Origin of the sequence: Myroides phaeus, from assembly GCF_900099675.1 — a bacterium.
In the GTDB taxonomy this organism is placed as follows: domain Bacteria; phylum Bacteroidota; class Bacteroidia; order Flavobacteriales; family Flavobacteriaceae; genus Flavobacterium; species Flavobacterium phaeum.
The window spans coordinates 13,165-31,413 of record NZ_FNDQ01000017.1 but is presented as its reverse complement, the minus strand read 5'-3'; the positions used below and the strand labels follow the sequence as shown (position 1 = coordinate 31,413).

The following is an 18,249-nucleotide window of genomic DNA, read 5'->3' as shown; positions in this document are numbered from 1 at the left end:
GTCTTGTTAATACCCACGTTTTATGGATTGTACATCCCTGTTGATTATTTTTAACATTATATAGGGGATAAAGTGAGTTTAGATTAATTAAATTAGTGAATACATTAAATTAACTAAATATGAGTACACAGAATAAATCTAATATCAAAACGATAAATCCTACAACAGGAAAAGAAGAGAAAGTATTTGACGTAATGTCAGCTACAGAAATTGACCAAATCTTAACGAAAGCAGACGCAGCTTTTGATGGATGGAAAAGAACATCAATCAGTGAGCGTGCTAAGATTATTCACAAAGTAGCAGAAACTTTCCGTGCAAGAAAAGAAGAATTAGGTGCCTTAATTACTCGTGAAATGGGTAAATTATTAAAAGAAGGTATCGGAGAAGTATTGTTATGTGCAGACATCTTTGATTTCTACGCTACAAATGCAGCAAGCTTATTAGCAGATGAGAAAATAGAAACGCCATTTGGAGAAGCTTTCATCAGTAAAGAACCAATAGGTGTAATCTTAAGTGTACAACCTTGGAACTTCCCATTCTATCAAATTACAAGATCAGCAGGGCCAAACTTAATGGCTGGTAATACAATGGTATTAAAACACGCTTCTAATATTCCACAATGTGCTCAAATTATGGAGGACATCTTTATTGAGTGTGGATTACCAGTAAACGTATATACAAACTTATTTGTACCAGGATCACAAATCGAAAAGATTATCGCTGACCCAAGAGTAAAAGGAGTTGCTTTCACAGGAAGTGAGTTTGCAGGAGCAAGTGTAGCTGAAGCAGCAGGTAGACACATCAAAAAAACAACGTTAGAGTTGGGAGGAAGTGATGCGTTTATCGTTTTAGAAGATGCTGATGTTAAAAAAGCAATCAGAGGAGCTGTAGAAGGACGTTTATGGAATGCAGGACAAGTATGTGTATCTCCAAAACGTTTAATTGTAAATAAGAACGTAGCAGATGAGTTTATCGCTGGTGTTGTTGAAGCAGTTAAAGCAGCTAAAATTGGCGATCCATTAGAAGCAGACACACAAGTTGCACCATTGAGCAGTGAAAGAGCAAGAGAAGATGTTTTAGGACAAGTTCAGAAAGCTGTTGAACAAGGAGTTACTTTAGTTCACGGTGGTAAAAAATTAGATAGAGATGGATGGTTTATGGAACCAGCTATTTTAACAGGGATCACAAAAGAGATGGACATCTATTCTCAAGAGGTATTCGGACCTGTGTTTATGATTTATGTTGTTGAAAACGACGCTGAGGCAATTGCTTTAGCAAACGATACTCCTTACGGATTAGGAGGAAGTGTTTTCACGGAAAACAAAGAACACGGAATTGCAGTAGCGAGAGAGATTGTAACAGGAATGGTTTACATCAACCACGTAACAGGAATTGCTCCTGAGTTACCATTTGGAGGTACTAAACTTTCAGGATATGGTAGAGAGCAAGCGAAATATGGTATTCACGAATTTGTAAACGAAAAACTTATCCGTGTTACAGATATCGACAACGCGTATTAATTGTCAGTTTTATATACTACTTCTTAGAAAGTAGGGTAAGAGAGGTTCTCATTGTTTTTTCAATGAGAACCTTTTTTTATGTTTACATAACAACACTATTTTTTACCTCCTTTTCCTCCAGAAGAAGATCCTCCTTTTGAACCACTATTACCAGAAGAAGAACTATTGTTACTTCTTCCTCCTCCAGAAGGGTTGCCTGTTGTAGATGGCCAGCCTCCAGCATTGCCTTGTCCACTTTGTCCTGTTTTACTCATTTTAAAAAGGTTTAATTGTTTAATATAAACTACAAGATAAGCAGAATGTTTGTAATTAGTTGAAAATGTTTGTATTAGTTTTTAAAGTAGTGTGTTTTTATATTTAGTTTACAAAGGGGATATTTTTGTTTTTATAACCTTGCTAAACAACAAAACACAGTATATTCCATTGTTTTAAAATGAAAAGGCATTAAAATAAAACACCTTTGATTACCAAGATATTAAACATTATTGGTATATTAGAGTTACAAATAAAACAAGCTAATAAAAGAAAAAGTACTATGAATACACTCGTTAGGTTACTGGAACAATATGGTTACCTATCACCATTGTGTAAAGTTGCTTTAGAAGAAAATACCCAAATATTCTTTAAGCGAAAAGGAGACTTTCTACTTCAGAAAGGGCATCAATCAGATAGTTTATATGTTATTGAAGAAGGAGCTGTACGTGGTTATTATCTATATGATGGTAGAGAAATAGACGTTTGGTATGCTTTTGAACACAGTATTTTAGGGGCGACCTATCAGATGTATAAGAGCAAGCCTTCTTTGGAGTATGTACAATGTATAGAAGATTGTATTGTTTACGCTATTCCCAATCAAGTACTTTTGCGTTTTTACAGAGAATATCCTGAGTTAAATATGATTGCACGTCGTTTTACAGAGGACTATTGTATGCTTTTAGAAGAACGCGCTTATCAGTTGCAGTTAATGTCGCCCGTACAACGTTACTACCGTTTATTGCGCAAATTGCAAGAGGATATAGAACGTCTTTCAGAAAAAAATATCGCCTCATATTTAGGCATACGGGAAGAACAATTAAGTGAAATAAGAAGAATATAGTTTGGCGCAAAAGCAAAGGGCAGGAGGGAGTAAAATAAGCAGAAGTACACAGTGCAAAGAGAAGGAGAGATAATTTGCCTAAGCGCTTATAAATCAATAAAAAGGTAATATGCCGTTGAGGTGTAAAAAAATAGGCTATCTAATTACAGATAGCCTATTTTTTATGATGAATACCTACAATTAGTTAGCAGCCTCAATAATAGCAATAAAATCATCTGCTACCAGAGCAGCACCACCGATAAGACCACCGTCAACATCAGGTTTAGAGAAGATTTCTTTTGCATTACTTGGTTTCACACTACCTCCGTAAAGGATAGACGTGTTTTCAGCAACGTTTTTGTCGTATTTTCTTTCAATCTCTTGACGGATGAAAGCGTGAATTTCTTGCGCTTGTTCAGGAGAAGCAGTTTCACCAGTACCAATAGCCCAAACTGGTTCGTAAGCAATTACGATATTTTTCCATTGGTCTTTAGACAAGTGGAATAATCCATCAGTTAATTGGTTAAAGATAACATTTAAGTATTGTTTGCTTTCTCTATCTTTTAATTCCTCACCAATACAGAAAATAACACGCATATTATGTCTTAAAGCAGTGTTTACTTTATCAGCCAATACAGCGTCAGTTTCATTGAAGTAGTGTCTTCTTTCAGAGTGTCCAATGATTACCGTTTCAACCCCAACACTCAACAACATTTGAGCAGAGATTTCTCCAGTAAAAGCACCCCCTTCAGCTTGGTGCACATTTTGAGCAGCCACTTGAATGTTAGTACCTTCTAAGTGAGCTACAGCACTTGCTAAGTTAGTGAAAGTTGGAGCAACGATTACTTCAACCTCTTTTCCACTTGGAAGTTTTGTTATAAGTTCGTCTAATAGAGTGTGCGTTTCTGAATATGTTTTGTGCATTTTCCAGTTACCCGCAACGATTGTGTGTCTCATATTATTGAATTTTGTTTAGTAATTCTTTAATTTCTTCAAAGTTCTTTTCTGTTGCATTATACAAAGCGATTTTACCGTCTTTACCAACAACAATATATCTTGGGATCCAGTTTAAGTCTAACGCTTTACCGAAATCACCTTTCATACCTTTCCCTTCCATTGAGAAGTAGTGTTCTCCTTCAATTTCGTGTTTTTTAATAGCCTCTTTCCAAGAATCCTGAGTTTTATCTAACGACAAGTTTAAGAATACGACGTCCGTAAACTCTTTTTTGATTTCTTGCATAGTCGGTACAGCCTTGATACAATCAGGACACCAAGCCGCCCATACATCAATTAGCACAACTTTATCTTTGTACTGTGCTAATATTTGTTCTAAGTTGATGAATTTACCATCTAAGCCAACAAACTCTTGTTTTAAAGCTCTTTCAGCAAACACAGTTGTGTCTTTTGCTACTTCTTCTGTTTTTGCTGTGTCAGCTTGTTGTTCCACTTCATTTGTAATTTCTTCTGTCGTTACCGTTTTCTGATTACAAGAAGCGAATGAAATAGCCGCGAATGCTAAAGCGATTACTGTTTTTCTCATGGGGTTATTTCTATTTTAAAAAGTTAGTTTAATTTAACTCGAGGGTCTAAATACGCATAAATCAAATCTACTAAAATTGTAATGATTACAAAAGAAGTAGCAATGATAAGTACCGCCCCCATAATGACCGGAAGGTCTAATGTATTCAATGCATCTACAATTTCTTTGCCAAGACCATTCCAACCAAAAATGTACTCTACAAATACCGCTCCTGCTAACATAGAGGCAAACCAACCTGAAAGGGCAGTTACCACTGGGTTTAAGGAGTTTTTCAACGCGTGTTTACGGATAATTTTACTCGTGCTTAATCCCTTTGCTTTGGCTGTTCGGATGTAATCTTGAGACAACACCTCTAACAGGGTATTACGCATCAACTGAATGACAACAGCAAGGGGTCTAATCCCTAATACAATAGACGGTAGAATGGCATTTTTTAAAGCTAAATGTCGGCCTGTACCCAAGTCATCAACTTCATACAAGCTCCCTGTCATCGGTAAATGGGTGTATTTGTGTAATACATAACCGAATATCCAGGCAAATAAAATAGCACTAAAAAAAGAGGGGATACTCATTCCAAACGTACTGATAATTGCAATACTCTTGTCTATCCACGTATTCTTAAACAAGGCTGATATAATTCCTAAAAACACCCCAACCACTAAGGCAATTGCGATAGCTAAAGAAGCTAATAACACCGTATTAGGCAAGGTATCTGCCAAGATGCTACTCACTTTTTTACCACTTTTCTGAAAGCTCTCTCTCAAATAAGGTGTTTTTGCCATTACAGAATAGCTCCCTGTGTTAAGCAAGGTAACTCCAGTATATTTATCATCTGTGTTAAAACTGTAGTCATCAGCCATATTGCTGTGTACGGAAATAGGAGATAAGTCGTTTAGATACAACACATATTGTTTACTAATCGGCTGGTCAAAACCATATTTCTTTTTAATAGCCAGCAATTGTTCAGAGTTCTCATTTTGGTCAAGCATCATTCTCGCCGGATCACCTGGCAATACGTTGAACAAAAAGAACACCACTGTAACTACACCAAAAAGGGTAAAAAAAGCATAAAGCAGTTTTTTAAGGAAATAGCTTAACAAGATTGTTTTATGTTATTTAAGGGTTACTTTTTCTCTGTCGTTCCAGTGTTTTTTCTCTACAATCACACCATTTTCAAGGACAACGATACTTGGATTACCGCGTTCAATAGTCTTTAAAGTCGTACCATCACAAGAGTAGAAGTCAAAAGGCAAGTTATATTTCTTTTGAACCTCTTCCACCAAGTTTTGAGCAGAAGCAGACATACCTGCTACGATGTATCCGTTGACAATCGCTTTATTAGCAAAGTCCTTCATCGCCTCTAAACCTTTTTCGTCAGCGCGTGTTAAATCGTAAGCAATAATCCACACTAACTTAGGTTCAGCAAGCATTTCACCAAGGAAATCCTCACCATCTTTATCCATAGACAAGTCGTGAATAGCCGGTTGGAAACCTTCTGAAATAAGTTTATCTTCTCTTCTGATAAACTTAGCCCCTTCAGGCAGTTTAGTTAATTCCTTATCGCTAAACTTGCGTTCCTCACCATTTACGTCATAGTAGAATGACATCTCGTAAACCGCACGCGGTGCGTCTTCCGGAATCTCCATTCCCTTCATGATGTCAGTACCTACTTTATATGCTCTAAAGTCTTTCAAAGGCAGATGATTTAACACCCAATACCCCATAAAACCACTCAATACCAATGAAATAAATACAAGAGTACCATTCACTTTACCAGGGAATAAAGGCTGTACAACCTCTCTATCTCTTAAGATGATTAAAAGCAAGACTAACAACACCACATCTTTGGTAAACGAGCCCCAAGGCGTTAGTGCAATTGCATCTCCAAAACACCCACAATCAGTTACTTTGTTGTAATAAGCAGAGTAAAAAGTAAGGAATGTAAAGAATATAATCATTAAAAACAGCAAAGTCAAAGTCCACTTGCGCTTGTATCCTACCAATAAAGCCACCCCTAAAACCACTTCAGCAATAACCAATACAACGGCTAAAGCAACAGCATAAGGAATTAGAAAAGGTAAGTTTAAAACAGCCTCAGAGAAGTATTCTTCCAATTTATAAGAAAACCCCATTGGGTCATTTAACTTAACTAATCCTGACAAGATGAATAAAACACCTACAAATATGCGCGATAGTTGAGCAATGATTTTCATAATTTAATGATTGTTTAAAAAACGTTATTATTGATTAGCAACGTCTAAGTGAATTAAAGCAAACACAGAATAATTAAGCATATCCTGGTAATTCGCAGCAATTCCTTCAGACACTAATGTCTTTCCTTTGTTATCTTCAATTTGTTTAACGCGCAATAATTTTTGCAAGATTAAATCCGTCAAAGAGCTCACGCGCATTTCTCTCCAAGCCTCACCATAATCGTGATTTTTGTTTTCCATTAACGCTTTTGTCTCCGCAATTTTCTCATCGTACAATTTAATTGCCTCCTCACTTGACAAGTCAGGTTGCGTTGCTACGCCTTTCTCTAAATTGATAAGCGCCATAACGCAATAGTTGATAATACCAATAAACTCGGGCATTTCACCTTCATCCACTTTGCGCACTTCATTTTCTTGAATACTTCTAATGCGTTGTGCTTTAATAAATATTTGATCCGTCAAAGAAGGTAAACGTAAAATTCGCCAAGCACACCCATAATCGTGCATTTTTTTCTGGTATAAATCCCTGCAGATGGCAATTACTTGGTCAAATTGAGTAGAAGTAGTATTCATTTGAATTATATTTGTGTAATATTTTTCCAAAAATAGTAATAATACTAACCCTTTGAAAGAGGGAATGTGTTTTTGGAGCGTAATAATATATAAAAATACGAAAAAAAGTAAGGTATTGAACGGAATGACAATAAATTGTAAAGGAGAATTGGTTGATTTAAGTTCTCCAAAAATAATGGGAATTCTAAACATCACTCCCAATTCTTTTTATGACGGAGGAAAGTACAAGTCTGATGCGGCATTTCTAAAACACGCAGAAGAGATGATTGCGCAAGGGGCAGACTTCATTGACGTAGGCGCTTATTCAAGTAAACCAAGTGCTGAGTTTGTCAGTGAACAAGAAGAAATACAGCGTATCGTACCGATTGTAGCGATGTTGCAAAAGGAGTTTCCAACAACCCATTTATCCATAGACACATTTAGAGCAGCAGTAGCAAAGGCCACAGTAGAAGCAGGTGCGGCAATAGTAAATGATATTGCAGCAGGCCACTTAGACGAGGCAATGCTTGAAACAGTAGGACAGTTGCAAGTGCCTTATATTATGATGCATATGCGCGGAACTCCACAAACTATGCAATCGCTGACTGCGTATAGCGATTTGGTTAAAGAAGTAAAGCTATACTTTGCAGAACGCGTTGCCAAAGCCCGTGAACACAAAATTAACGACATCATTTTAGACCCCGGTTTTGGGTTTGCAAAAACCTTAGACCAGAATTACGAACTAATGGGTAAGATGGAATTACTATCTTCGTTTGACCTACCGCTATTAGTAGGAATATCGAGAAAGTCAATGATTTATAAACTGTTAGACATCACAGCACAAGAGGCGTTAAACGGAACCACTGTATTAAACACTATTGCGCTACAAAAAGGAGCCAATATTTTGCGCGTTCACGATGTTAAAGAAGCAGTACAAACAAGAGAAATATTAAAACAGATAATTAAATGAAAAAGCTATTATTGCTAATTCCTGCTTTGATACTATTAGGCAGTTGCAATCGAAAAGAAATGCACATTCCTCGTGCAGGTTTTACAGTAGAAGAGGGAGTGGAAGACCATTCGCCTATTTATTTTGAAACAGGAGAAGAAGGTAAGAGCTTTGAATTAATCGAAGCCAACAGAATTAGCGGTACAAATTACATCGTTTCTGTACAACGCGATTTGAATGTAAAAGACGTATTGACAGAGATTAAGCGCATCAAAGACCACAAGTACAACGAAGAAAACATGCACAAAGATGAAAAAGGAGTGTTTTTAAGCTATGCGGATACAGTGAGTAAGCACTTGTCATTCTTTCCAATTAAGGAGTTAGACTACGGATTCGTAGGACCAACAACTATGGCAAACGTGGTGTATGTAAAAGATGCAAACACTATTTTGTTTGAAGGAAATGCAGTGTCTAAAGACCAATTAGTGCAAGCAATTCAAGACCGCGATAGTGTTCAGTTAGGGTTTAATAAAGACCTGACATTTGAACAATACCTACAAACGCGTATTTTCTTAGTTGAAAAAGAAGTACAAGACAAATTTGCTAAGACAGATTTAATCTACTAAAAATACCAAAGCCTGTTGAATAACAGGCTTTTTTTTATTGGTGGTGATACGGTTCATTGCGCAAGATTGTAAACCCGCGATAAATCTGTTCTATGATAAACAAGCGAATCATTTGGTGAGAAAACGTCATACGAGAAAGCGATATCTTTCCCTTTGCATTTTTGTACACTTCTTCAGAGAAACCATAAGGTCCACCAATGACAAATACCAAAGTTTTAATCCCCGCATTCATTCTTTTTTGCAATTCTTCAGAGAAGCCAATACTGCTAAATTCCTTTCCATTTTCATCCAACAAAACCAAGAAATCAGTAGGCGTTATTTTAGATAAAATAAGTTCCCCCTCCTTTTGTTTTTGTTGCGCCTCCGACATATTCTTCGAATTTTTGATATCCGGAATAACCTCCAAGTCAAACTTGACGTAAAACGACAGGCGTTTAGTGTATTCATCCATTAATGTCTGTAGCGGTTTACTATCCGTTTTTCCTATGGCAATTAACTTGATATTCATTCGTGTATTTTTTGCAAAAGTATGTTTTTTATTTTTTTCTGTAAAATGCCATTGCCTTTTTCCGTTTAAGCAGCCAAAATGCTGTGAAACTTCCGTTCTGTGTAACCTAAGTTACACGCTATTGGAACAGGTGAGTGTATTTTTGCAATCTAAAATTGTAGCACAATGTTTGATTTTATTAAAAAAGTAGCAGGTTTTGGTTCAAATGACGAATTAGAACAATACATCAAAGGCGGAGCATTATTAGTAGATGTACGCACACAAGGGGAATTTAACGGTGGTTCTGTAAGTGGAGCAATCAATATTCCGTTAGACACTTTAGAAAGACAATTAAACAAATTGCCAAAAGACAAAGCAATTGTTGTTTTCTGCCGCAGTGGAATGCGCAGTGGACAAGCAAAGCAGGTGTTAAACAACAACGGATACAAGCAAGTAATCAATGGAGGTTCTTGGCAAAATGTAGCAAAAAGCGTAAACAAATAAACGATGAGCAATTTTTGGGACAACCGATATAAAGAAGAAGTTTATGCGTATGGCACAACACCTAATCGCTTTTTTGAACAAGCGCTAAGCGAGTTGCCACAAGTAGGCACAGTATTATTAGCCGCAGAAGGAGAAGGGCGAAACGCTGTATTTGCAGCTCAACAAGGGTGGACTGTTTCTGCATTTGATATGAGTGTAGAAGGACAAAAGAAAGCTATGAAGTTAGCACAAGACAAGGGAGTAGTGATTAACTACTTAGTATCAACTGTCAAAGAAATTGATCTTGACAGAAGAGAGTTTGACACACTGGGGTTAATCTTTGCCCACTTTCCTGAAGAATACAGACGCATATACCACCGCAAATTGGCAAAAGCTATAAAAAAAGGAGGAACGCTAATCTTAGAAGGCTTTAGCAAACAGCACAAAGCCAAGCAAGAGAAGAACCCCGCTGTTGGTGGCCCGGGAGAAGTAAGTATGTTATTTGACCTTGCTGAGTTAAAAGAAGACTTTCAAGACTTCACCTTTACCTTAGCCGAAGAGCAAGTAGTAACATTACAAGAAGGGCAATTTCATCTTGGCGAAGCAGCCGTAATTCGTTTAATCGGTGTTAAACAGTAATCCATAACTACTATTCATAAAAAAAATCCTTTTAGAGTGTTTTCTAAAAGGATTTTTTTATTGTATCTCATTTACTTTTTTAAGATGTTCTTTTTGTTCATCGTAAGCAATAAACCTACCGCCACTACTACATCTACAATATTCCACAGCGTTCTACCCAAGGCAATTTTAAAGAACGGTTGAAACAGCAACGCCAAAGCACCAAACAAGATCATTTCATTCTGATTATTTCTCTTGTTGGCCATAAAGGCTAAATATCCAAAACCGATGAAAGCGATAAAGCGCACTAATTCAAAGAAACCATACGGTAGGGGGAGTAAGCAGAGCAATAAGATAACTGCTAAAAGTATTTTGATTGTCTTTTCCATAAAAGTTATTGTTTTTAAACAAGGTTAAAGTACAATTTATAAAAGCGATAGGCAATATATCCAATGTAACTTTTAATAAGGAGAATTGTTTTTTTGAGAGAAAAGATAAAACTACTGTTTCTCACTTTTGTATTAGAAGTATATTTGCACACGTAGGAGATATAGAACGATAATTAATAAAATATATAATTATGACAATAACAGTAAAAGATTTTGAAGTAGCAGATTACGATCAAGACGTATTACAAATGGACTTAGCCCACGGAGAAGAGGAGATCACCATTGCTATTCACAATATGGATGATAATTTAGAAGGTTTATTAGCCGATGTTAATACGATTGTAAGTGATTTACAGGCATTTGATCAAAGAGGGAAGCGATTAATTGTAGATGAGCTTTACGATGCTTATTGTGAAGACGGATCTATTACGGATGAAGCATTTATGCAGGGGCTTAATTTAATTTCATTGTATTTCACGGGAGATACAGCCGTTGAGTTTATGTATGAAGGAGGCGATTTATTTGGCGGACATTTTTTAACGATAGAAATGGCTAACGGACAGTTTGACGATGGTGTTTGCATCGATGGTTAATTGTTAGTACATCATAAAATTACAAAAGCCTTTCAATTTTCATTGAAGGGCTTTTGTAATTTCTTAGTAATTTGTTTTTTTGAAAGGCAACAGAATATGAACAAGCGATAATGTTGTTATTCTTATTTGTGTTTTTATCGGGAACGAATGCACCATTGGTTAGAACTTCTTCGGAAAAGGAGGGTGTTTTCCGAAGAATTCTTGCACTATTGCAAAGCCGTTCCAAAGAAAGAAGCGAATATTATTTGTATGTTATTGATATTCAGAATTTAGGGTGTTTGTATGTAGGTAGGCTTTTATTGGTTTAAACCACGTAATAAATAGGGAGTAAACAAAATATTTTTCTTTAAGATGGTAAGAAAAAAAATTATTTGTGGGATTTATACAATGACATGAAGAGATTATGTTATTTAGGTTTCCTATTCCCTCGTCTCGTTTTATGTTTATCAATTTCTAATGATAAACAGTGTAGGGGGAAATTGTTATTCTTTCACACTGAACTTGGCATTTGGAAACAAAATAAGCAGTTTACTCAAAGAATGCTAAATGCTATTATTGAGCGTAATTGTGAAAAAATAATTCATAATAAATGGTATTTTTACTATCTATAATTGAAAAGATACTTATCTAAATAATGCGAATATTTGTTAGTATAGGTAAAAAAAGGATAGGTACATTTAGCATATTAAAACATACAATAATGAAAGACTTAGATATAATAATAAAAAAATTGATAGAGTTTAGAGATGTAAGAGATTGGAGTCAATTTCATAATTCAAAAGATTTAGCAGTAGCATTATCTATTGAAGCATCTGAATTATTAGAATTGTTTTTGTGGAAAGGTAATGAAGAATGTAATGAGGAAAGACTAAAAGAAGAGTTGGCTGATGTAATGTTATATAGTTTGTTATTAGCAGAAAAAAACAACATAGATGTTATTGAAATAATGGATGCTAAAATTAAAAAAAACAACGAAAAGTATCCAGTAGAGAAATCAAAAGGGACAGCTAAAAAGTATACAGAGTTATAATGGAAGATAAGTTTCAATTAGTTAAAAGAGATTTTAATGATACTGTAATTACAGAAATCGAGCTTATTAGTCCTAAGTTTTTATCATGGCCATTAGTTTATTTGTTAAGTGATAATAAGTCAAAGTCTGCTTATATTGGAGAAACGACTGAGGTGCAAAAACGTATGCGTGCACACTTAAAGCATAGTGAAAAAAAATGGAATCAGTTCATTTTATCACAGGTGATTATTTTAATAAGTCGGCTACATTAGATATTGAATCAAATCTAATACGTTACATAGCAGCTGATGGTAAGTTTAAGCCTATCAATGGAAATTTAGGTATTGCTAATCATCACTATTATCAACAGAAAGAAGTTTATTGGGACTTGTTTACAGGTATTTGGGATTCTTTAAGATCAATAGGAATTGCCAGACATTCCTTAGATTATATTGACAATTCAGATTTATTTAAGTATTCGCCATATAAAAGTTTATCTGGAGGACAGGTTGAAGGATTGAAAAAAATATTAAACTGTTTGCTTGATGATAATGCGAAGATTAGTTTAATCGAAGGAGGAGCAGGAACAGGAAAAAGTATATTAGCAATATTTTTATTTAAATTATTAAAAACAGAACTGTCAGATTTCAACTATAGTGATTTTGAAGATTCTGAAACGGAATTACTTGATTTGTTGGAGCGTGTTAAAGAAAGATATAGTGATCTTAAAATGGCCTTAGTTATTCCAATGTCTTCTTTTAGAAAGACAATATCTAATGTTTTTAAAAATATACAAGGATTAAATGCAAAAATGGTGATTGGACCTGCTGAAATGGTTAAGAGTCACTATGATATTTTGATTATAGACGAATCTCATCGTTTGCGACGTCGAGTGAACTTAGGTGCTTATTATGGTAAGTTTGACGAATATTGTTTGGCATTAGGATTAGATAAAGAAACAAGTTCAGAGTTGGAATGGGCCCAGTTGCAATCTGATAAATTAGTGTTATTCTATGATGAAAAACAAAGTATAAAACCATCCGATGTTTTACAAGAAGATTTTGAAGATTCAGATAGATCAATTTTTATCAGATTCTGTATTTTTTCAAATCCAGAGAGTTTAATGTTAGCAGTGAATTGTTTCCAAGACATTTTTTGTAGGCACATACCAATTTTTTCACCTAAATACATAACAGAATCGTAATGAATATGAAATTCTATTGTATCTGAAGAAACATAAAGATCAGTTTTAAACTCTTTGAATTCAAAGTCAGTTTTTATGAAGTAGTTATTAAGGTTAACATTTTTAAATTCGATATTTAAGCAGTATTTTTTCATAGTTTGTATATTAAATAAGGAGATTATGAAGATAAAAACAGGTGTTTAATAATACTTTGTAGTAGAAGTTAAATTAGCTAAATTTATTCTGTTAATTAGCTAAAATATGAATCTAATTTTAAAGAACAGTATTGAAGATTATTTGAAACAAATAAATAGCGATCCCGATCATCGTTTTACATCATGGAACCACTGCTTCCACGCATTTCAAACTGAAAAAGATACTGATATATTGGCATTACATTTAGCCTTTTATTTAGCAAGTTGGGGGATGTATAGAGGATCGAGTTCTTTGTTACAAAAGAACTACAAGGTACATATTGGCGCGGTGACTATCATCAAGAGATATCAATATTTGCAGTGTAAGCAGAATGATTTTGATGTGAGTAAGGAACAAATTACAGATATTATCAAGCTTAAAAATGAACTTAAAGAATATTATAAAAAACAGTCTTATATAAAAGAAGGTGAGAAGTTAGTTATTTCTCCAACAGATGTACTGCTTAGTAAAATTATATTGGGTACGTTGGGGTGTCTACCTGCGTTGGATAGATATTTCCTAGAAGGGTTGAAAAAGAATAATATATTCATTTCAAAGATTACGATTAAAGGCTTAGAACAATTATTTGCGTTTATTGAGGAAAATAATAGTGATATTGAAGAAATACGTAAAGAATACTTGTCGAACTCTAATGTTTATTATCCTACAATGAAAATAGTTGATATGTTTTTTTGGCAAAGAGGATTAAAAAAGTAAGAGTAACTTAAATTATTTTCTAGTATTTATGCTGAATTAATTCTGGTAAGTAATGATGTGTTTAAGACACAAGAGCGTACTCAGAATGAATTAACTGTTAGGTTAGAAAATAAACCTTTCGAAAATGATAAATAGCTTAATGAAAAGTAAAAAAAAAATGAGTTGTAAAGAATTACTTTACAACTCATTTTTTGTATTATCTTGAAGCACATTGTATTATATGTATTGTGTTTCAAGGTGTCATAAATTTTTATCCCACAACGCGATTTAAAACAAGGATCGTTTTGTTTTTAGTTGGGTGATCCGTCATTGGGTAAAATACAACAGCATAGCTGTTCTGTTTCGTTTTGTTTATACTTGAAATAGCCAGGTTTTCACTGTCCATAGGTAAGACTTCATTTGTCAGTAAATTCTTATACCCCTTTTGTCCTTTGCTGTAAAAAAACTCTAAGAGTTGATCGTTTTGTATTGTGAACCAACCGTTGCCAAACTCTCCGTTGAATTGGGTGATTGACGTGTTTTCTGATAGGCTTAGAGGTTGCCACGTATTGTAAAAAGGATCTTTTATATCGATGAGATCAATGCTTCTACAATTGCCTTGTATGTCTATTTTTTCAATGCTTACTTTTCCTTTTTTTTGTGTTATTAAATGAGAGTCTTCTGTAAACGATAGGTTGAGTATCTGGTGGAAGTTGTCTTGGGTTAACTGTAATTTACGCTGTTTTAGCTCTTTTCCTTTTTCGTCAATTTGCCTGTGTAACCAAGTGTTTCCGCTATCCGTAAGCAGGTGAATTTCATTGTTGTTAATGAATATTTTGTTGTTCCTTGGAAGTGGAATTTTGACATTATGTTTCTTTTTTATCAGGTTGTTTTTAAATTCAATCGACAGCATCTTGTCTGGTTTTGTGTCTGACCAAAAATCAACGTCATAGAAGATAGAAAACTGATTAGATACACCTATGAAATCACCTTCAAAAGGTCGGTTGCCCTTTGGTAATTCGGTATTTTCTCTATTGAAAATAGGAATGCTAATTTCTAATTCTTTAGTAGGGTGGTAGGGAACAATCGACACGTAATTCTCCTGATTAGGGCTTAAAAATAAGGTAGGTAATATGCCGTCTTCTTCTATAAAACTCTCCGTATTTCCGTTTGCGTCAATGAGGGTGTAGACTAAATTATAGGTGTCGTTTTCTTTATAAATATAATTTGCCATCAACGTTTTGTCATCTATTGAAATACTATTTTTGGTTGATACTTCAACTTCAGCTAAAAGAGTTGTAAGTAAACCAAAATCGGTTGTTTGATTCGTTATTTTGAATGGGCTTATACTGTCTATATTTTTCATAATTGTTTTTTGTTTTGCACCTCCTAATAATTAGAATAGGCGATTTTTGTTAGCGCTCATACTGTAAAATTCGTGCTTACTGCTTATCTATTATAGCGGTTATTTCCCCGCGATTTCCTTTAAAAAGCTAAGAAAACTATCCGCGTATAATTCAAACTCCCATTGCCCAGTTCCGTGCATACTTGTGTAAATAGGAGCGTCGTGGTCTGTGATTTGATTGATATCAATGCAATACGGATCAGCACCAGCGTCTGCAATGACGATATAGTTAGTAGGCCAATCGGCAATTGGTTGATTGGTTACAGGGTTAAAAGCGTATCCGTCTTGCCTGCTTAGTAGTTCGCCAGCGCCATATAGATGTAGGCCTTGAAAGTACTTTTTGTTGTCTATATACACATTTAAAGGCGAGAAGTTTTTAAGAAACAACAGGTAATTTTGGGGTAGTTGCCACTTGTTCTCAATCGTTGAAATATCTGTTTCATTGGCAATAATGAGCCAATTGGTAGGGTTTGACAAATCTTGGTGTTTGGCTCTTAGCTTTTCAAGTTTATTGTTGAGCTTAGCCGCTGTTTTGTCAAGTTCCGTTGTTGGGTATAGCAATGAAAGGTGGGTTTTAGGTTCGGCATATCCATCTCCGTCAGGACAACCGTTGTTTTGCCAAGTTTCTATTTCTGCTATTCTTAGGTTGTCTAATTTCCAATATCCAGGGTCTTTAGGCAACTCTCGGTCGAATGCTTGTTTGCTGTAAACCGCGATACTTTTGATAGCCTTAGCGCGGATAGATAGCTCAATCTGTTCGTTTTTTATCAGTTCGATTAGTGCAGGATATGCCTGTTTTCCTTTAGTTTTAAGCAATCCGTCTATTCCCCAATAGGTCAATGCGGGTTGGGTGATACACCATTCAAAAAAGGGGATGTAGTTGGTTTCACTATCACCTACAAGTTTGATAATATCAGTCAGTAAGAAGTTTCGCCAATGCACTATTTGTCCGCTTTGCACATAAGTGGTCAATAGGTTTAAGACGTATTCTCTCTCTGCTGTGGCGTATTTTTTCAATAGCTTTTGGATGAGTTTAGCGAATTTGTTTCCGTCTGTTTCGTCTATTATTTGCTGCTGTAATTTATGTAAATTCTTGTCTATCATTGGAGTGTTGGGGTTAAGGCTGCTGATGTTATGGAAGAAAAATACAGTTGTGTTCTTCTATTGTTAGGTACAGTAGTCTGCTAACTATTATCTTTTATAATTGCTTTTAAATCTTCAATTTTTAGAGGAGGATTTGTTTTATGAATCATAGAATGACAGTTTGGACAAACTGGCCTTAAATCATTTATAGGATCGATTTGGTATTCAATTCCAATTTCTGAAATTTGTTTTAAATGGTGAACATGAATAAAATCTTTACCTAATTCTCCGTATGTTTTTTCAAAATCAAAATTGCAAACTACGCATTTTGCTTTCCAATGTTCAATACATACTTTTCGTGCTTTTGGATTTCTTTCGTAACTATTAACTATGATAGTCTTTTTAATTCCCTCTGTATATGTTTCAGATTTATTGATGTCTAATTCTTCTGGCAATGTTAGTTTATCTGTTTGACAAGTTTCTTCTAATGCTGTTTTTAAGTTATCTTTTAATTGCCAAATAAAAAAGGGAGGTTCATCCCAGCCGTTAAAAAAAATGTCCCAATATTTATATTTTTTATTTTGTCTTATAGTAAAGTTGATATCGTAGTTTTTTGCAATTCTTTTGGCATATCTACCGATTTCTAAATTTAGTGACCCTGAAGTGTTTTTTCCTGTAAATCCAAGAATTTTTCCAATTTGACTTGCGGGAGCTTGATGGTTTTCAAATGCATATAAAGCTTGGAAAATATCTAAATCAAAGTTATTTGTGAGTTCTGGGTTTTGAAGAATTTCAATCCATTCGAAAGTAGATAGTTCTTTTGTCATTTTTATAGTAGTTAATAAGGTGCTGTGTTTGTAATGTCTAAACTTACAATATTGTAGGTATGTAGGCAAGAGCTTTTTATTTTTGCCAGTGTAGGGGGATAAAAAAAGGAGAAACAAGTCGTTTCTCCTTTCGGTGATATTAGTAAATCATATTATCGTTTTGCGGCTTTGATACCTGCTTTAAAACCTCTATTGTACCCATCTTGGTAACTTTTTTTACCCATTTCAGGAACTGGAGTATGTGGTGTAGCAGGACAAATAGCGTGTTTTCCTTTTACGTCTTTCCAGCCCTCACAATAGCCTTTTTTCCATCCTTCAGCATATTCTTTTCGCGTATTGTTTTCTACTGCTATCGGTGTATTAGTTTTCGCTTTTAAGGGATTAAAAACTGAAAAAGTAGAGGTGATAATTGCAAATAAAATAAGCTTTTTCATTGAGAATTAGTTTTGGGTTATAATGTAAAGGTATGCACTCTTTTTGAGTTTTGACGGCAAAGGAGAGAGGAGGAGGACGTTTTTACTTTATATGTTTTAAAAATTGAGGTGTTTGTTTTTAGAATTGTAGCGAAGTTTTGATTAAAAAGCTTAAACATTTTGATATATTTATTCAATATTTAATTTCTTATTATATGTTCAAACAAAACAAGCAGTAATCCTAAAGTTACTGCTTGTATATTTAATTGTTATACTTCGAAACAAATACAATAGGCATTAAGTTCTCTGCGGTTTAGTTTATTTCTTTTCTTTTGGTATTCATTGTTTAACTATCTCGTTTACAAAGGGCTTTTATCTTTAAACCTATGGGTA

23 protein-coding genes are annotated in these 18,249 nt (G+C 34.7%); 11 read left to right on the top strand and 12 right to left on the bottom strand.

Going from position 1 to position 18,249, the window contains the following annotated elements:
* Positions 1 to 119 precede the first annotated feature (119 nt).
* A complete protein-coding gene (locus tag BLT46_RS09470; protein ID WP_090409594.1) occupies positions 120 to 1,520 on the top strand; it encodes an NAD-dependent succinate-semialdehyde dehydrogenase in 1,401 nt (466 codons plus the stop codon).
* 95 nt (positions 1,521 to 1,615) lie between these two features.
* On the opposite strand, the gene BLT46_RS13195 is transcribed toward BLT46_RS09470, so the two are convergent.
* Positions 1,616 to 1,774 carry a hypothetical protein gene (locus BLT46_RS13195; protein ID WP_176770745.1) on the bottom strand — a complete coding sequence of 53 codons (159 nt, stop codon included), beginning with the start codon at positions 1,772 to 1,774 and terminating at the stop codon, positions 1,616 to 1,618.
* Between the two features lie 281 nt (positions 1,775 to 2,055).
* Here BLT46_RS13195 and BLT46_RS09465 point away from each other — a divergent pair, with 281 nt between their 5' ends.
* On the top strand, positions 2,056 to 2,616 hold the full coding sequence (locus tag BLT46_RS09465) for a Crp/Fnr family transcriptional regulator (RefSeq protein ID WP_090409659.1): 561 nt from the start codon (positions 2,056 to 2,058) through the stop codon (positions 2,614 to 2,616).
* Positions 2,617 to 2,796: 180 nt separating this feature from the next.
* Here BLT46_RS09465 and tpiA read toward each other — a convergent pair whose 3' ends face one another.
* Genes tpiA through BLT46_RS09440 form a run of 5 tightly spaced genes read right to left on the bottom strand, consistent with a single transcriptional unit; the run spans position 2,797 to position 6,921 of the window.
* Positions 2,797 to 3,552, bottom strand: coding sequence for a triose-phosphate isomerase (tpiA, locus tag BLT46_RS09460; protein ID WP_090409592.1), 756 nt, complete (start codon positions 3,550 to 3,552; stop codon positions 2,797 to 2,799).
* 1 nt (position 3,553) lies between these two features.
* Positions 3,554 to 4,135, bottom strand: a complete 582-nt coding sequence (locus tag BLT46_RS09455; RefSeq protein ID WP_090409591.1) for a TlpA disulfide reductase family protein — start codon at positions 4,133 to 4,135, stop codon at positions 3,554 to 3,556.
* Between the two features lie 23 nt (positions 4,136 to 4,158).
* Complete coding sequence (locus tag BLT46_RS09450; RefSeq protein ID WP_090409589.1) at positions 4,159 to 5,235, bottom strand: ABC transporter permease; 1,077 nt, start codon at positions 5,233 to 5,235, stop codon at positions 4,159 to 4,161.
* Between the two features lie 12 nt (positions 5,236 to 5,247).
* The gene (locus BLT46_RS09445; RefSeq protein ID WP_090409588.1) at positions 5,248 to 6,348 is read right to left on the bottom strand and encodes a BT_3928 family protein; all 1,101 of its coding nucleotides are present in this window, start codon (positions 6,346 to 6,348) and stop codon (positions 5,248 to 5,250) included.
* 27 nt (positions 6,349 to 6,375) lie between these two features.
* Complete coding sequence (locus BLT46_RS09440) at positions 6,376 to 6,921, bottom strand: DUF1599 domain-containing protein (RefSeq protein WP_090409586.1); 546 nt, start codon at positions 6,919 to 6,921, stop codon at positions 6,376 to 6,378.
* 124 nt (positions 6,922 to 7,045) lie between these two features.
* Here BLT46_RS09440 and folP point away from each other — a divergent pair, with 124 nt between their 5' ends.
* Both folP and BLT46_RS09430 read left to right on the top strand, forming a co-directional pair.
* The gene (folP, locus tag BLT46_RS09435) at positions 7,046 to 7,870 is read left to right on the top strand and encodes a dihydropteroate synthase (RefSeq protein WP_090409657.1); all 825 of its coding nucleotides are present in this window, start codon (positions 7,046 to 7,048) and stop codon (positions 7,868 to 7,870) included.
* Positions 7,867 to 8,475, top strand: coding sequence for a hypothetical protein (locus BLT46_RS09430; protein ID WP_090409584.1), 609 nt, complete (start codon positions 7,867 to 7,869; stop codon positions 8,473 to 8,475). The genes folP and BLT46_RS09430 overlap by 4 nt, the downstream gene beginning before the upstream one ends.
* Positions 8,476 to 8,509: 34 nt before the next feature.
* Here the strand turns inward: BLT46_RS09430 and rlmH are convergent, their stop codons facing one another.
* Positions 8,510 to 8,983, bottom strand: coding sequence for a 23S rRNA (pseudouridine(1915)-N(3))-methyltransferase RlmH (gene rlmH / locus BLT46_RS09425; protein WP_090409583.1), 474 nt, complete (start codon positions 8,981 to 8,983; stop codon positions 8,510 to 8,512).
* A 165-nt stretch (positions 8,984 to 9,148) separates the two neighbouring features.
* On the opposite strand from rlmH, the gene BLT46_RS09420 reads away from it, so the two are divergent.
* Positions 9,149 to 9,466: a rhodanese-like domain-containing protein gene (locus BLT46_RS09420; RefSeq protein WP_090409580.1), complete on the top strand. Its 318-nt coding sequence runs from the start codon at positions 9,149 to 9,151 to the stop codon at positions 9,464 to 9,466.
* Positions 9,467 to 9,469: 3 nt separating this feature from the next.
* Positions 9,470 to 10,084, top strand: a complete 615-nt coding sequence (locus BLT46_RS09415) for a class I SAM-dependent methyltransferase (RefSeq protein WP_090409578.1) — start codon at positions 9,470 to 9,472, stop codon at positions 10,082 to 10,084.
* Between the two features lie 71 nt (positions 10,085 to 10,155).
* Here BLT46_RS09415 and BLT46_RS09410 read toward each other — a convergent pair whose 3' ends face one another.
* Positions 10,156 to 10,452 carry a DUF6804 family protein gene (locus BLT46_RS09410; protein WP_090409577.1) on the bottom strand — a complete coding sequence of 99 codons (297 nt, stop codon included), beginning with the start codon at positions 10,450 to 10,452 and terminating at the stop codon, positions 10,156 to 10,158.
* A 191-nt stretch (positions 10,453 to 10,643) separates the two neighbouring features.
* Here BLT46_RS09410 and BLT46_RS09405 point away from each other — a divergent pair, with 191 nt between their 5' ends.
* From BLT46_RS09405 to BLT46_RS09390, 5 genes are all read left to right on the top strand, one after another.
* The gene (locus tag BLT46_RS09405) at positions 10,644 to 11,045 is read left to right on the top strand and encodes a DUF2262 domain-containing protein (protein ID WP_090409575.1); all 402 of its coding nucleotides are present in this window, start codon (positions 10,644 to 10,646) and stop codon (positions 11,043 to 11,045) included.
* A 700-nt stretch (positions 11,046 to 11,745) separates the two neighbouring features.
* Positions 11,746 to 12,075 (top strand): nucleotide pyrophosphohydrolase, encoded by a 330-nt coding sequence (locus tag BLT46_RS09400; RefSeq protein WP_090409573.1) that lies wholly within the window; start codon positions 11,746 to 11,748, stop codon positions 12,073 to 12,075.
* Positions 12,075 to 12,326, top strand: a complete 252-nt coding sequence (locus BLT46_RS13220; protein ID WP_218127658.1) for a GIY-YIG nuclease family protein — start codon at positions 12,075 to 12,077, stop codon at positions 12,324 to 12,326. The genes BLT46_RS09400 and BLT46_RS13220 overlap by 1 nt, the downstream gene beginning before the upstream one ends.
* Positions 12,272 to 13,258 carry a DNA/RNA helicase domain-containing protein gene (locus tag BLT46_RS09395; protein ID WP_218127656.1) on the top strand — a complete coding sequence of 329 codons (987 nt, stop codon included), beginning with the start codon at positions 12,272 to 12,274 and terminating at the stop codon, positions 13,256 to 13,258. The genes BLT46_RS13220 and BLT46_RS09395 overlap by 55 nt, the downstream gene beginning before the upstream one ends.
* A gap of 240 nt (positions 13,259 to 13,498) precedes the next feature.
* Positions 13,499 to 14,149, top strand: coding sequence for a hypothetical protein (locus tag BLT46_RS09390; protein ID WP_090409571.1), 651 nt, complete (start codon positions 13,499 to 13,501; stop codon positions 14,147 to 14,149).
* 250 nt (positions 14,150 to 14,399) lie between these two features.
* Here the strand turns inward: BLT46_RS09390 and BLT46_RS09385 are convergent, their stop codons facing one another.
* The 4 genes from BLT46_RS09385 to BLT46_RS09370 all read right to left on the bottom strand — a co-directional run bounded on the left by BLT46_RS09385 (position 14,400) and on the right by BLT46_RS09370 (position 17,877).
* On the bottom strand, positions 14,400 to 15,494 hold the full coding sequence (locus BLT46_RS09385) for a hypothetical protein (RefSeq protein ID WP_090409569.1): 1,095 nt from the start codon (positions 15,492 to 15,494) through the stop codon (positions 14,400 to 14,402).
* A 99-nt stretch (positions 15,495 to 15,593) separates the two neighbouring features.
* Positions 15,594 to 16,637, bottom strand: coding sequence for an SMI1/KNR4 family protein (locus BLT46_RS09380; protein WP_090409567.1), 1,044 nt, complete (start codon positions 16,635 to 16,637; stop codon positions 15,594 to 15,596).
* Positions 16,638 to 16,717: 80 nt separating this feature from the next.
* Positions 16,718 to 17,443, bottom strand: coding sequence for an HNH endonuclease (locus BLT46_RS09375; RefSeq protein ID WP_090409565.1), 726 nt, complete (start codon positions 17,441 to 17,443; stop codon positions 16,718 to 16,720).
* A 152-nt stretch (positions 17,444 to 17,595) separates the two neighbouring features.
* Positions 17,596 to 17,877, bottom strand: a complete 282-nt coding sequence (locus BLT46_RS09370) for a hypothetical protein (protein WP_090409563.1) — start codon at positions 17,875 to 17,877, stop codon at positions 17,596 to 17,598.
* Positions 17,878 to 18,249 lie beyond the last annotated feature (372 nt).

What these genes read in the sequence shown, in the direction of transcription:
- BLT46_RS09470 (WP_090409594.1), top strand. Translation starts at nt 120, where the DNA reads ATGAGTACACAGAATAAATCTAATATCAAAACGATAAATCCTACAACA.
- BLT46_RS13195 (WP_176770745.1), bottom strand. Translation starts at nt 1,774, where the DNA reads ATGAGTAAAACAGGACAAAGTGGACAAGGCAATGCTGGAGGCTGGCCA.
- BLT46_RS09465 (WP_090409659.1), top strand. Translation starts at nt 2,056, where the DNA reads ATGAATACACTCGTTAGGTTACTGGAACAATATGGTTACCTATCACCA.
- tpiA (WP_090409592.1), bottom strand. Translation starts at nt 3,552, where the DNA reads ATGAGACACACAATCGTTGCGGGTAACTGGAAAATGCACAAAACATAT.
- BLT46_RS09455 (WP_090409591.1), bottom strand. Translation starts at nt 4,135, where the DNA reads ATGAGAAAAACAGTAATCGCTTTAGCATTCGCGGCTATTTCATTCGCT.
- BLT46_RS09445 (WP_090409588.1), bottom strand. Translation starts at nt 6,348, where the DNA reads ATGAAAATCATTGCTCAACTATCGCGCATATTTGTAGGTGTTTTATTC.
- BLT46_RS09440 (WP_090409586.1), bottom strand. Translation starts at nt 6,921, where the DNA reads ATGAATACTACTTCTACTCAATTTGACCAAGTAATTGCCATCTGCAGG.
- folP (WP_090409657.1), top strand. Translation starts at nt 7,046, where the DNA reads ATGACAATAAATTGTAAAGGAGAATTGGTTGATTTAAGTTCTCCAAAA.
- BLT46_RS09430 (WP_090409584.1), top strand. Translation starts at nt 7,867, where the DNA reads ATGAAAAAGCTATTATTGCTAATTCCTGCTTTGATACTATTAGGCAGT.
- rlmH (WP_090409583.1), bottom strand. Translation starts at nt 8,983, where the DNA reads ATGAATATCAAGTTAATTGCCATAGGAAAAACGGATAGTAAACCGCTA.
- BLT46_RS09420 (WP_090409580.1), top strand. Translation starts at nt 9,149, where the DNA reads ATGTTTGATTTTATTAAAAAAGTAGCAGGTTTTGGTTCAAATGACGAA.
- BLT46_RS09415 (WP_090409578.1), top strand. Translation starts at nt 9,470, where the DNA reads ATGAGCAATTTTTGGGACAACCGATATAAAGAAGAAGTTTATGCGTAT.
- BLT46_RS09410 (WP_090409577.1), bottom strand. Translation starts at nt 10,452, where the DNA reads ATGGAAAAGACAATCAAAATACTTTTAGCAGTTATCTTATTGCTCTGC.
- BLT46_RS09405 (WP_090409575.1), top strand. Translation starts at nt 10,644, where the DNA reads ATGACAATAACAGTAAAAGATTTTGAAGTAGCAGATTACGATCAAGAC.
- BLT46_RS09400 (WP_090409573.1), top strand. Translation starts at nt 11,746, where the DNA reads ATGAAAGACTTAGATATAATAATAAAAAAATTGATAGAGTTTAGAGAT.
- BLT46_RS13220 (WP_218127658.1), top strand. Translation starts at nt 12,075, where the DNA reads ATGGAAGATAAGTTTCAATTAGTTAAAAGAGATTTTAATGATACTGTA.
- BLT46_RS09395 (WP_218127656.1), top strand. Translation starts at nt 12,272, where the DNA reads ATGGAATCAGTTCATTTTATCACAGGTGATTATTTTAATAAGTCGGCT.
- BLT46_RS09390 (WP_090409571.1), top strand. Translation starts at nt 13,499, where the DNA reads ATGAATCTAATTTTAAAGAACAGTATTGAAGATTATTTGAAACAAATA.
- BLT46_RS09385 (WP_090409569.1), bottom strand. Translation starts at nt 15,494, where the DNA reads ATGAAAAATATAGACAGTATAAGCCCATTCAAAATAACGAATCAAACA.
- BLT46_RS09380 (WP_090409567.1), bottom strand. Translation starts at nt 16,637, where the DNA reads ATGATAGACAAGAATTTACATAAATTACAGCAGCAAATAATAGACGAA.
- BLT46_RS09375 (WP_090409565.1), bottom strand. Translation starts at nt 17,443, where the DNA reads ATGACAAAAGAACTATCTACTTTCGAATGGATTGAAATTCTTCAAAAC.
- BLT46_RS09370 (WP_090409563.1), bottom strand. Translation starts at nt 17,877, where the DNA reads ATGAAAAAGCTTATTTTATTTGCAATTATCACCTCTACTTTTTCAGTT.